Annotated in this window: 11 protein-coding genes; 7 read left to right on the top strand and 4 right to left on the bottom strand. The window is 42.5% G+C overall.

What is annotated here, in order from left to right; translation table 11 throughout:
* The first annotated feature begins 163 nt into the window (after window positions 1–163).
* The 4 genes from JWR61_RS19990 (at window position 164) to JWR61_RS19975 (ending at window position 7,217) form a co-directional block, all read left to right on the top strand.
* Entirely contained in the window at window positions 164–3,322 is a 3,159-nt protein-coding gene (locus tag JWR61_RS19990) for a TonB-dependent receptor (protein WP_301929490.1), read from the top strand.
* Window positions 3,323–3,346: 24 nt separating this feature from the next.
* Window positions 3,347–4,810 (top strand): RagB/SusD family nutrient uptake outer membrane protein, encoded by a 1,464-nt coding sequence (locus JWR61_RS19985; protein WP_301929489.1) that lies wholly within the window; start codon window positions 3,347–3,349, stop codon window positions 4,808–4,810.
* Between the two features lie 153 nt (window positions 4,811–4,963).
* Window positions 4,964–6,340, top strand: coding sequence for a DUF4832 domain-containing protein (locus JWR61_RS19980; protein ID WP_301929488.1), 1,377 nt, complete (start codon window positions 4,964–4,966; stop codon window positions 6,338–6,340).
* A 19-nt stretch (window positions 6,341–6,359) separates the two neighbouring features.
* Entirely contained in the window at window positions 6,360–7,217 is an 858-nt protein-coding gene (locus tag JWR61_RS19975) for a PKD domain-containing protein (protein ID WP_301929487.1), read from the top strand.
* 27 nt (window positions 7,218–7,244) lie between these two features.
* Here the strand turns inward: JWR61_RS19975 and JWR61_RS19970 are convergent, their stop codons facing one another.
* Window positions 7,245–7,409 (bottom strand): hypothetical protein, encoded by a 165-nt coding sequence (locus JWR61_RS19970; RefSeq protein WP_301929486.1) that lies wholly within the window; start codon window positions 7,407–7,409, stop codon window positions 7,245–7,247.
* Window positions 7,410–8,124: 715 nt separating this feature from the next.
* Between JWR61_RS19970 and JWR61_RS19965 the strand changes: the two genes are divergently transcribed.
* On the top strand, window positions 8,125–8,502 hold the full coding sequence (locus JWR61_RS19965) for a hypothetical protein (protein WP_301929485.1): 378 nt from the start codon (window positions 8,125–8,127) through the stop codon (window positions 8,500–8,502).
* 14 nt (window positions 8,503–8,516) lie between these two features.
* Here the strand turns inward: JWR61_RS19965 and JWR61_RS19960 are convergent, their stop codons facing one another.
* Complete coding sequence (locus tag JWR61_RS19960; protein WP_301929484.1) at window positions 8,517–9,167, bottom strand: DUF2306 domain-containing protein; 651 nt, start codon at window positions 9,165–9,167, stop codon at window positions 8,517–8,519.
* An 88-nt stretch (window positions 9,168–9,255) separates the two neighbouring features.
* On the opposite strand from JWR61_RS19960, the gene JWR61_RS19955 reads away from it, so the two are divergent.
* Window positions 9,256–10,005, top strand: coding sequence for a YARHG domain-containing protein (locus JWR61_RS19955; RefSeq protein WP_301929483.1), 750 nt, complete (start codon window positions 9,256–9,258; stop codon window positions 10,003–10,005).
* A 67-nt stretch (window positions 10,006–10,072) separates the two neighbouring features.
* Window positions 10,073–11,065 carry a 3-hydroxyacyl-CoA dehydrogenase family protein gene (locus tag JWR61_RS19950; RefSeq protein WP_301929482.1) on the top strand — a complete coding sequence of 331 codons (993 nt, stop codon included), beginning with the start codon at window positions 10,073–10,075 and terminating at the stop codon, window positions 11,063–11,065.
* A gap of 459 nt (window positions 11,066–11,524) precedes the next feature.
* On the opposite strand, the gene JWR61_RS19945 is transcribed toward JWR61_RS19950, so the two are convergent.
* A complete protein-coding gene (locus JWR61_RS19945) occupies window positions 11,525–11,716 on the bottom strand; it encodes a hypothetical protein (protein ID WP_301929481.1) in 192 nt (63 codons plus the stop codon).
* 215 nt (window positions 11,717–11,931) lie between these two features.
* Complete coding sequence (locus tag JWR61_RS19940) at window positions 11,932–12,216, bottom strand: Gfo/Idh/MocA family oxidoreductase (RefSeq protein WP_290339286.1); 285 nt, start codon at window positions 12,214–12,216, stop codon at window positions 11,932–11,934.
* Between the last annotated feature and the right edge of the window lie 116 nt (window positions 12,217–12,332).

The raw sequence follows: 12,332 nt of genomic DNA, 5'->3' as shown, positions 1-12,332 counted from the left end.
AAAAACCACCCGTGTAGTGGTTTTGCCATTTTTTTAAGAAGGGATTATCCTCCAAATTAGCAACACTAAAAGTAACAGCATTTTTATCTGACGCCTTGCGAAGCCGCTGCTGTTTACCACAGAAAATATTGCTTAAATATTATAAACCAAAAACTGAATTGCAATGAAATGTCTTAAAAGAAATTGGCTGTTTATCATGCTGCTCTGTTTTAACCTGACAGCACTGGCCCAGCAACGCACGGTTACTGGTGTAGTAACCGGTGATAAGGAAGGCAAAGCGCTGGCTGGTGTTACAGTGGTTGTGAAAGGTGCAGCAACAGCCACCAGTACCAATACGGATGGTGCTTATACCATCAAAGTCCCTAACGGAAATGCATTACTTGTTTTTTCATCTGTCGGGTATGTCAATTCAGAGATAGCTGTAAAAAGTCAATCTGTTGTTGACGTCACTTTAACTGCTGTTAACAAACCGCTGGATGAAGTAGTGATCATCGGCTATGGCACGCAAAAGAAAAAAGATCTTACCGGTGCTGTATCATCAGTAAAGGCAAAAGACCTGGTAATGTCTTCCGGCCCTGAAATTGGCAATATGCTGAAAGGTAAAGTGGCAGGACTTACCATCCGGCAAAACAGTGCGCAGCCGGGCGGTGGACTGGATATTCTAATCAGGGGTGCAGGTTCTGTCAATGCCAGTAACGCACCGCTGTTTGTAGTGGATGGTTTTCCGATTTCGGATTTGCAGCAACCGGAAAGTGGCGGCCGCTACCAGGCGGGTACGCAGAGTATTTTAAATTCTTTCAACCCAAACGATATACAATCGATCGATGTATTAAAAGATGCCAGTGCCACTTCCATTTATGGATCAAGAGCAGCCAATGGTGTTATTTTAATCACCACAAAAAGAGGTGCTGAAGGCGCTGTTAAAGTGCAGTATTCCAATAATTTTTCTTTTCAGCATTACAACAACCCTTTTGATGTGCTGCCTTTAAATGAATGGATGCAGGTGCGCAATGAAGCCGGACAGGAGCAGTGGGATTTTGACAACAATGTAATTCCTTATGGCACCCGCACAAGGGCTGAAGCAGAAGCCAACCCGGTGAATGGTTTGTACAAAAAATTATATACACAAAATGCCATCAACAATGTGGGCAGGGGCACCGACTGGTTGTCGCTTGTTACCCGTGATGGTGCAACGGCGCAACACAATATCAGTGTTTCAGGTGGTACCAAAACTACCCGCTATTTGTTATCGGGCAACTATTACGATCAGCAGGGTATTGTAAAAAATTCCGGGTTTAAAAGATATTCCGTAAGGGCCAATATCGACCAGGATATCAACAAGTTTATTAAAATGGGTATGAATTTAACTGCCAGCAGGATCGATAATAATAACAGCCAGCTGGGCGGTGATCAATATGAAAACTCCGGCGTTATACGGGCTGCAATTCAGCAGGGACCGCATATACAGGCCATTGATGAAGATGGTAACTATCCGTTGAATCCGCAACTGGCTTTGCAACCCAACCCTTATTCTTTATTAACCATTAGCGACCAAAGCAGGATAGAAAGAATGCTGGGAAATGTTTTTATAGACATTACTCCCATAAAGGATTTGGTGATTAAATTGAAGGCCGGTATGGACAGGGGCTATACCAAAAGACAAAGTTATATCCCTACCACTACCTTGCACGGAGCGCTGGAACATGGAAGGGCTTTTGTCAGCAATGGTGATAAGGATGATTACTTACTGGAAGCAACCGCCAACTACTCCAAAACATTTTTAACCGATCATAAAATTGAATTACTGGCCGGTGTTTCGCAGCAAACATTTGTTAACCGTTTAAGCAGCGCCGGCGCAACCGGTTTTATTACAGATGCTTTTTTATGGAATAACCTCGGCGCAGGAAGCATCCAATTGCCCACCAATTCTGCCGGTTCCAAAAACCTGATCGCTTCTTATTTTGGTCGTATCAATTACAATTTTAAAGGCAGGTATTTACTAACTGCAACTGTGCGCACAGATGGCGCAAGTGTATTTGCCGTTAATAACAAATGGGCTACTTTTCCATCTGCAGCTTTTGCCTGGAATGTAGCAGAAGAATCTTTTTTCAAGCCACTGAAAAACGTAGTATCTCAATTTAAATTGAGAGTAAGTTATGGCCAAACAGGTAATGCCACCATTAACAGCAATGCCTTTGCTGCTTATGGCGCTTACCCGGCGTGGTTATCCGGAAGCGATGCAAGAATGATTGGCGTTTCTTTATCAAGGCTTGAAAATCCAAATTTGAAATGGGAGACCACAACCGGCACCAATCTGGGTTTAGACTTTTCTTTGCTGGATGGAAAAATTGATGGATCGGTAGAAGTATATAACAATGTTATTTCTGATTTGCTTGCTACCAAAACATTGAACTCTTACCAGGAAGTAAATACCATCATTGCCAATATTGGTAAAACGCAAAGCCGTGGTTTTGAAATCACCATCAATACCCGCAACATATCTACTGCCAACTTTCAATGGCGTACCATGTTTGCGCTTTCCCGTTACAAAGACAACTGGAAAGAAAGAGCACCCGACTGGAAACCTACCGTATATGAAAATGCCAATGACCCGATCAGATCCGTCTATAGCAGGATTTCTGATGGTATTTTACAGGTAGGGGAAAAAGTACCTGCATCTCAACCAGAGCTTAAACCGGGTATGATCAAGATCAAAGACGTAGACGGCTTTCAGCGGGATGCCAACGGCAACCCTGCAGTAGATGCCAACGGCAGATTTTTAAGAACAGGCAAAGCAGATGGGTTGATTGATGATGCTGATACAAGACTGTTGGGTACATCCGATCCAAGCTATATGGCCGGTATCACCAACATTCTTACCTACAAAAATTTCTCTTTGAATTTTGATTTCAATGCCTTGTTTGGCCGTCGTTTGGCAGATCCAAATTACACTGCATATGGTATCAGCGCTTATGGTGTATATGCCGAAGGATACAATGCATTAAGGTCTGTAAAAAACAGGTGGACACCAACCAATCCTTCTACCACACAGCCAAGTTCTTTCTGGGGTTTTTCACCTTACAGCGTGGGTGATTTCTTTTTACAGAAAGCCTGGTTTGTAAGGTTGCAGAATGTGTCGCTCGGTTACAACCTGCCGCATACCATTTTAAAACGTGTTTTTTCATCAGCCCGTATTCATGTAGATGCGCAGAATCTTTTTGTGATCACTCCTTATACCGGTGTTGATCCTGAAACAGATTCTTATACTGCGGCCTATCCGTACATCAGAACATTTACGGCGGGATTAAATTTTACATTTTAATAAAATACTTAAAAGATAAAACAGATGAAACTATATAAATTATTACTGCTGCCATTATTGCTGCTGTTAAACAGTTGTACCAAAGATCTTGTGCCGATTGACTATGCGGAGATTAACCCCAGTATTTTTCCCAAGTCTGCAGCTGACCTGGATGCGATGGTGAATGCAGCTTATTACCCGTTACGGGGCGCCTGGTATGATGGCATTTTTTCTACTTCAGAAAGGGGCGTGATGTTTTTAAGCGATGCCACTACAGAAATTCTGCATGGTAAATATGGCGACCAGATGCTGGCCTCGCTGCAAAATTATAAACCAACAGACCAATTGTTCACCCGGTACTATGATGATTTTTATAACAAGATCAGCCGCATGACTTTAACGATTGACCTGATAGAGAAATCAACCGTGAATGATGAGCTTAAGAAAAAAGCCATTGCACATGTTCGTTGTGCAAGAGGTTTACTGACCTATACTTTATTTGATTTGTACGGCCCGCTGGTAATTGCCCCGCTGGAAATTTTAAAGAACCCTTTGCAGGAAGCTCCGCTGGCAAGATTGACCAATGAAGAAATGGTGGCTTTTATTGAAGCAGACCTGGAAGCAGCTGCCATCGACTTACCTGCACCGCAGGATGGTGAATATGGCCGCTTTAATAAAGCGCTGGCAAAAATGATTGACATCAGGCTGAACCTGCATGAAAAAAACTGGGCGAAAGTAAAAACGTTGAGTGACGAAATCATTGCTTACAATGCCTATTCACTCGATGCCAATTATTCGGCCATGTGGGATTTGGATGGCGCGAAAAATAGCCATGAAGTAATATGGGCCATACCCTGCGATTATGCAGGCACCAGCGAAAATCAATGGCAGCTGATGGTGCTGCCCGCCAACTTTGCACCCAAGGGCGGTTTTGGAACCATCACCAGTACCTGGTGGTTTTACGACCGTTTTGAAGCGAATGATAAAAGAAAGCAAATGATGATCACTGAATTTACGGGAACCGATGGCATTACCTATAACAGGGCCAGCCCGGGTGCAATCCTCGATTGGGGGCCAATTCCATTAAAATTAAATCAGGATGCTGACAGAACAACTGGTCTTACAACAGTAGACATTGTGATGTATCGTTACGCTGATGTGCTGTTGTCAAAAGCAGAAGCAATTGCCAATGCCGGTACACCTACAGAAGAGGCTATGGAATTAATCAATGTAGTAAGAAGAAGAGCAGGACTTGCTGATAAAAAATTATCAGATTACAGTTCCTTGTCTGCATTTAATGATTTGATTTTACTGGAAAGAAGCCATGAGTTTTGGTGTGAGAATGGCCAGTACCGTGCAGACCTTATCCGCCACGGAAAATTTGTAAGCCGCTGCCAGGAAGTTACACAGTCCACTTATACAGGACCCAACAAGGTGGTGTATCCGTTTTCTTTAAAAGCAGTGAGTGAAGGCAAGGGCAAGTTTATTCAAAACCCGGGATATAATTAAAACATTTGCGGTCGGCACCGCAGGTCATTTGCGGTCGGTACCGCAGGTCAGACCGCAAATGCTTTCGCAAAAATAAAATTTACGTATTTATCACGGTCTGACCTTCGGTACCGACCGTGATAAATAAAAAAATACGTGCACGTAAAATTGAGTATGAAAAAGAAAAACTGGTATAGAATATTTTTTTCCGGTGTGGTATTGTGCTGTATGGTAAGCTGTAAAAAAAGTAAAACGACAACACCGCCGGTTGTTGACAATACCATTACCTACGATATTTCGGCAGCCATTTTCCCCAACCCGGAAAGGGGCTTTATGCACAACATGGAGGTGCATTCTGAAGGAGCTCCCTTGAGTGCAACTTTGCTTGCCTCCATGCGTGCACAAAATGTATCCATGGTGCTGCGCTTTTTTTATTTGGAAGCATTTAAAGACAAAGCCATCGGTGCTGCGGAACTTAGTTTGATTCAGGGCGATCTGGATAAAATAAGGGTGGCCGGCCTGAAGGCGATACTTCGTTTTGCATACACCGATAGTATTGGTGGCACCGATGCACCGTATACGATCATCGCCCAGCACCTGGATCAGCTGAGGCCCATTTTTGAGGCCAATAAAGATGTGGTTGCTTTCGTTCAGGCGGGCTTTATCGGCGCATGGGGTGAATGGCACAGTTCAACGAACGGGCTTGCCACGGCAGACAATGAAAGGCAGGTACTCAACAAATTATTGAGTGTATTGCCACAGGAAATTATGGTGCAGGTAAGAACGCCCACAGCCAAACAGCAAATATTCAACAGCAATTTACCGGTAACGGCAGATATTGCCTATACCAGCGAAGGAAGGGCAAGGGTAGGTCATCACAACGACTGTTTTTTAACCGGTGGAACTGATTACGGAACATACACCAATGTAACAGCGGAGAAACAATACATCAGCGATGACGCCTTATATGTTCCTACCGGTGGAGAAACTTGTCCGCCTGAAAATGGGTATGACCCCACTTGTAATGAAGGCAGAAATGAGATGAAACGGTTGCGGTGGACGTACCTGAATTTAGACTGGTATCCGGCAACCATCAATGAATGGAAAAATTCCGGTTGCTTTGATGAATTTCATACCTACCTCGGTTACCGGCTGGCGTTGGTAAGTGCTAAGTTTCCCGACCAAGTTGCGGCCAACGGCACGCTTGCTGTTGACATCAGCATAATCAACAAAGGATATGCTCCGCTCTATAATAAAAAGAATGCGTACCTGGTATTAAAAGACAAAACTTCCGGCACGTTGTACGAGGTGGCACTGGCCGCAGATCTGCGTACATGTAAGCCTGCTGCTACACTGGCCGTTAGTGAAACGCCTGCGCTAACGGGCATTCCGGCAGGAACGTATGATATGTACCTGCGCATTGCCGACAATGCAGCCAACTTAAAACCGAGAATAGAATACGCTGTAAGATTGGCCAATACAGATACATGGGTAGAAGAAAATGGCGGCATGAATAACCTGAAACATCAACTGATAATAAATAAAAACTAACACACTAAAAAATAAAAGTATGAAAAGAAATATCATTTATTTATTTGGATTGCTTGCCCTGGTGCTTAGCGGCAGCTCGTGTAAAAAAGACAAAGCGGGTAGTGGTTTGAAAGCTGTATTCAGTTATGTGGCGGATGGCTATAAAGTAAACTTTACCAATTTTTCCAGCGGTGCAAAAGAGTATCTATGGGATTTTGGAGATGGCAGCAATGTTACTTCAACTGGCAAAACGCCGCAGCATGTGTTTACAAAAAAGGGTGATTTCCTGGTGTCGCTCACTGTAAAAAATGGCACCGAAAGCAACACGTTTATTGATACTGTTAGTATCATCGGACCCAATATAAAAATTGACGGTGATTTCAGTGATTGGCAGTATGTGCCCTACACACACGAAAATGCGGCCACCTATGTTAGCAGTATGACTGGCATCAAAACCTTTGCATCCAGCCAGGCAATTAATTTTTACCTTGAAGGAACAACGGATATGAACATGGAGATTATTGATTTGTACATAGACACGGACAATAACCCGGCAACAGGTTTTAGTACGTGGATGTATCCCGCTGGTTCCGGGGTTGAATATTTGTGCGAAGGAAGTCCTGTTGGTGGATGGGGCGACGTACTGCAGCATGCAGGCGCTCCCGGCGACTGGAATTGGGCTTCTGTTGCAGGCTTTAGCGATGCGATGCATTTTTCAGCAATCACCGTCAAAGGCGGTAAGAAAATTATTGAGTTCTCGATCAAAAAGAGTTCGCTGGGTGCAATGAAGAACTTCGTTAATTTCTGCATTGTTGAATCCACATCGGGATGGGCTGAAGTGGGAAAAATGCCTGAAGCTGCCAATGCGGATTCTAAATTTTTGCCGATTCCTCTGTAGGATGCAGAGAGATACATAAAAACAAATTTAATTGACGCCCATGCGTTGCAGGTCATTAAGCAATTGATTTTTTAAATGCTTAATGACTTGTTTGTTTTGTGGCAGCGGCGAACCGGTATTATAACTCAAAGTGTATTTGATCTCTATTGGAAGCAACCTGGTAAGTGATTTTACACGATTCGTGTTTATCAAATTGCCTTATTTACCCTGCTGAGAAATTCATTTTTGCTACGCCTGGATACTTCCACTTAAAACAGATCAGGAAAAGTGCAGAACTTAAGCGAATGCTGCTAATAATTCGGTAGCAAAAATCTGGAAAATGGAACGGCGACAGCTCTGACAGATGGAAGCAAAGATGCACAAGCCGTTTCGGTAGTTGTATCGGGTAATGATGTAGCAAAGTACTGGAAATGGTACAGCTACCGCTCTAACCAATGGCACAAATAGTGCGTATGCAACGGGTATTTTCGTATCTGGCTCGGATGTGTATGTCTCAGGTTACGAATTCAACGGGACTCTTTACCAGGCGAAATATTGGAAAAATGGTGTGGCAACAACGTTGGGCAGCGGCAACAACAATGCATACGCAGCTTCCATTTTCGTTTCAGGCAGCGATGTTTATGTTGCAGGTAAAAATCTGGACAACGGTGAAATAAAATTGGTAAACGGTCAATGTCTTTGCAGCGTTTAATAACGCTGCTTGTTTTTTGATTAATATAGATGAAACAAAATCCCCGTGACGAATGTTGCGGGGATTTTTTGGTTGAGTCACTGCAATGATTTTATAAACTGAAATGCTAAAAGAATAGCGTAGTTTTAAAATCAAAATCTCATAAATCACGGAAAGCCGCTAAATATCTATTGCCATTTTATTTTACTGCAACCAAACATTTTTAAACAGGCGACTATGAACAAGACAGATCAATGGGTGCTCATTATCGTAGTTGCTGTAATAGTTCTGCACTTATCCGTTTGGGTGTTCGGATACCGGATGAATAAGCTTCCTTTTTTGACTGCTATTGTAAACTTGCTTGCCGGCGCCTCTGTTATTATTTATTGGGCTGTAAGACAACTCATGGTTACGCAACACTATATTGAAACGAGAGAGTTGGTTGTTTTAGGCTTTGAGATAATTGTAATTGCATGTGCCGTGTATACAATTGTTGCTGGTCAAAAAAGTATTTTACTGAAAGTAACACAGTATGTTTTTTTCGGAATTCACCTTACTGTTTTGCTAGCGGCGTTGATTTTTTTATTGACTTTTAAAATGAACAAGCTGATGTAATTGATAGTTACATTTCAATTGAATGCAACCTCTCTTTTAATTACATACTTCATCAATATCCATTCTGCAATCAGCAAATTCAATACCCAGCCCAGCCAGGCGATGATGCGGTAACGGTCCATCGGCCCGAGGTTGGTGAAATCAGCCAAAATTACTTTCCATATACGCAATGATATCGCCGATAAAGTCAATGCATAACTCCTTATCATAAAAGCCCTGTGAGCAGTAAAATCTTTTTTAAAGGCTTTAAATACAGCCAGCGATGTAAATATCATCCACAACACCGATAGGGATACAAATGCAATGCGGGAGTATATTCCACCATTCGCGTAAAAACTCATTATTAATCCAGCTGGCCCGGTAACAAATAAAATATTGATTACGTATGCATAACCAAACCGGCGGTGCAGCCTTGGTTTGGTTGCTAGTAGTTTTGTTGAAAACTGGCTGAAACCTGCCATCAATGCAAACATGCTGCTGAACACATGTATATAAAACGAAACCCTCCACACATCAATTAAAATATACGCCTGTTTCAATTGTAAAAAAGCGGCATTTATATCCAGCGATGTATATTGTAAAACAATTTTCAGCATCAGCCAGCTGAATACTGCCAGAACAATCAATGCTATTTTTACAGGTATGTTTTTGCAGGTTGGTTTCAATATCCTATTTTGTATACGCAAAAATAGGATATTGATGTACAGCATGGATATACCTGCCGCTTGCATTCGCTCCAAAATCTATAAAGCCATGATACGATTGAAAAAAACCGGCAGCATTTTTTTATTTATCTCAGTAGTAGTACTGTTTGCCTGTAAGTCCAAAAACAGCAATACGAAATCCGCTGCAGAACCGGGTGGCGCAGAAACCGCTACGCTTGCGGCAAGCACGAACGTGATAGGTTCTTATGCCGGGAATTTTGGCGACAACATGATTACATTGCTTATTACAAAAGTTACTGGCGATAGCCTGGAAGGCAGGTCGATTGTGGGAGGAAATGACCGGCCATTTAAGGGCGTGATGGCAGCAGCAGATGGCGTTATTACTGTTATTGCAAAGGAACCAGGCGGAGAAGTGCATGATGGGATATTTAAATTTTCCTTCGATAACAAAACACCCGGCGTGTTAACCGGAACCTGGGATCCATACCAGCCGACAAATGAATTGGGATCTAAAGAATATACACTGCAAAGCCGGGCTTTTGTCTACAGGACTGAAGTTGGTAGCTACCCGCAGGCCTCTCAACGGCTGCTGAAAGAGGAGGATGTATACAATTTCAATACGGAAGAACTGGAGCAGATGCGCAACGAAATTTTTGCAAGACATGGCTATTGCTTTCAAAAGAAATACCTGCGCCAGTTATTTGAAAATAAAGAGTGGTACATCCCCAATACAACTGAGGTAAAAAACATGCTTACGGATGTAGAAAGAAAAAACATCACGCTGATAAAAAGATTTGAAAAGTATGCAGCAGAATATGGTGATGAGTTTGGAAGATAAATGATAAAGCGGCGCCAACTAAAATTCGATTCAAAACATTTTCATCTTACATTGATAAATTAATACAATGGAAACAATTGATACAACCAAAATTTCGGTTGGGGTAGTGGGGCTTGGCTTGATGGGTTGCAGTATTACCACCTGTCTGCTCATGGCCGGACATCCTGTTGTTGCGGTGGCACCACTGTCCGCCGATCTTGAACATGCAGCTAAACGAATCCACGATCATTTGATTCGCTCAGTAGAACATGGCTTAATTAAACAGCAGCCAGAATATTATCTGCAGCAATTAATTATCACGGAAGATTACAGCTTGCTGAAAGATTGCCAGGTAGTAATTGAATGCACGCTGGAAAGCGAAATCATCAAACAATCAGTGTACAATAAGATTGAGGCAGTTATTGGCAGCGATGCCATTTTAACGAGCAATACATCCGCAATACCTATCAGTATTTTGCAAAAGCTGACCCTGCATCCGAAGCGTTTTTTTGGATTGCATTGGGCAGAACCATCTCATACAACCCGTTTTCTTGAAATTATTTGCGGTGAATTAAGTGATCCGGTAAAGGCTGAATTTTTATACAACCTGTCGCATCAATGGGGCAAGGAACCTACGCTGGTAAGAAAAGATATCCGTGGATTTATTACCAACCGCCTGATGTACGCCATGTACCGGGAAGCAATAAACCTGGTGGAAAATGGCTATGCTACAGTGGAAGATGTGGACCGGGCCTGCCGCAATAATACCGGTTACTGGATGACGCTGGTAGGCGTGTTTCGCTGGATGGACCTCACAGGCGTGCCGGCATATCATACCGTAATGAAAGATCTTTTTCCAACCTTACACAATGGTACCGAAGTGCCGGAACTCATTGATAAAATTGTAAGGGAAGGTGGCAAAGGAGTTGCCAATGCGCACGGCTTTTATAACTATACGCCGGAAGAAGCGAAATTATGGGAGGAAACATTCACAGAATTCAGCTATGAGATACGACAGCTGGCGTTGAAGTACCCGGCGGATGTGGTTGAAAAAAAACTAAAGGCGAAAAATAATAAATAAGGCTGTTTGGTTTTACTCAATAATATACAGGATTTTCCGCGTCTCTTTTTTACAATAACTATTTGTTTATTTCATTAACCCTTCACCTTGCTTGTATACGTATGCATAATCAGGAAAGGTTTGAAAAGAATTTTTGTCGCAGTGCCCTGATATTTGCAGGTTGTAGTGCGTTTGCAGGATTTAACATGTACGCCTGCAACGATTAAATTTCGAAACCGCCACAGCTCATTTTTAAAACAGCTTCGGCTATTTGATTAAATGATTTTGCTTCAGGATAAACCTGTTGTTATTATTCCTGCATCTTCTGTCCATCAGGACGGACGTGGTTTTAATGACGGATATAAGTGTTATGGATTTCCTCCAAAGGAAACAGAGATGTAAACAAACAGGCCCCCTGCACTTGCGGGGCACCTGTTTGTTTAAAGGCTATCATTTCAACAAGATTCCTTTCTGATAGTATTAAAACAACCTTGGGTCAAATACACAGTGCGGACCTGCAAAGAAGTTACCCATATGGGCTTTTCGATGCAACGCAGCGGTTTTGCGATTGTTTACTGTTTTGGAGGTTGCAGGGTTACTTTCTGCCGGTTCAGCCGAGGTAGTAAATACTGCTTTTATTCTTACGAATTGTTTTAAGGGGAATGTTTTCATTTGTTTAGTTTTTAAAGGTGAATGTTAATGTCCTGTTTTACGGCTGCTGCTTTAAGCAACTGCCTGCAGGCAGACAATCGTTCAATTGTTTAACACGCAATACACGGCCTGCTGCACATGCAGGGTGTACAAGCGTACAATCGGGGTACATTGCCTGGCCATTCGGCTAAGCAGTGTACCTGGTAGCAATAATCGTATGGAAAGGTGTAACTGTGTTACAGTATCCTTACACTTTTACCGGCTTCAAGGGCTTCAGTAACAAGGTGCATTCCTTCCTGACCAGGTGAAGAAATAATTACAAGGTCAATTGACCCATCCTGCAGAATCGCGTTTTTATCCTGTACAAATTCTGCATCAGGGTAATATGCGGCGAATGAATGGCTGGTATTTGCCAGTACTTTTTTTATGTGGAAATTGTTCGATTCGTTTTTACTGTCCAATTGAAAAGGCCTGGCTGCATCCCTGCATTCTATCAATCCCACATTCATTACGTTTGCCATAATTTATTTGTTTAACGTGTAATAATTACACAAAGATACGTACTTTTGTTTAAACGATTAAACACGCAGCTTGCTCCGTTGCCATCTGCTTGCATAATCCACTCGTTATCAATTTA

Source organism: Ferruginibacter sp., assembly GCF_028288465.1.
In the GTDB taxonomy this organism is placed as follows: domain Bacteria; phylum Bacteroidota; class Bacteroidia; order Chitinophagales; family Chitinophagaceae; genus Ferruginibacter.
The sequence above is the reverse complement of the archived record's forward strand: the minus strand, read 5'-3'. Positions and strand labels throughout refer to the sequence as shown.

Coding starts and splice junctions, on each gene's coding strand:
- JWR61_RS19990 (WP_301929490.1), top strand. CDS start 164: ATGAAATGTCTTAAAAGAAATTGGCTGTTTATCATGCTGCTCTGTTTT.
- JWR61_RS19985 (WP_301929489.1), top strand. CDS start 3,347: ATGAAACTATATAAATTATTACTGCTGCCATTATTGCTGCTGTTAAAC.
- JWR61_RS19980 (WP_301929488.1), top strand. CDS start 4,964: ATGAAAAAGAAAAACTGGTATAGAATATTTTTTTCCGGTGTGGTATTG.
- JWR61_RS19975 (WP_301929487.1), top strand. CDS start 6,360: ATGAAAAGAAATATCATTTATTTATTTGGATTGCTTGCCCTGGTGCTT.
- JWR61_RS19965 (WP_301929485.1), top strand. CDS start 8,125: ATGAACAAGACAGATCAATGGGTGCTCATTATCGTAGTTGCTGTAATA.
- JWR61_RS19955 (WP_301929483.1), top strand. CDS start 9,256: ATGATACGATTGAAAAAAACCGGCAGCATTTTTTTATTTATCTCAGTA.
- JWR61_RS19950 (WP_301929482.1), top strand. CDS start 10,073: ATGGAAACAATTGATACAACCAAAATTTCGGTTGGGGTAGTGGGGCTT.
- JWR61_RS19945 (WP_301929481.1), bottom strand. CDS start 11,716: ATGAAAACATTCCCCTTAAAACAATTCGTAAGAATAAAAGCAGTATTT.
- JWR61_RS19940 (WP_290339286.1), bottom strand. CDS start 12,216: ATGGCAAACGTAATGAATGTGGGATTGATAGAATGCAGGGATGCAGCC.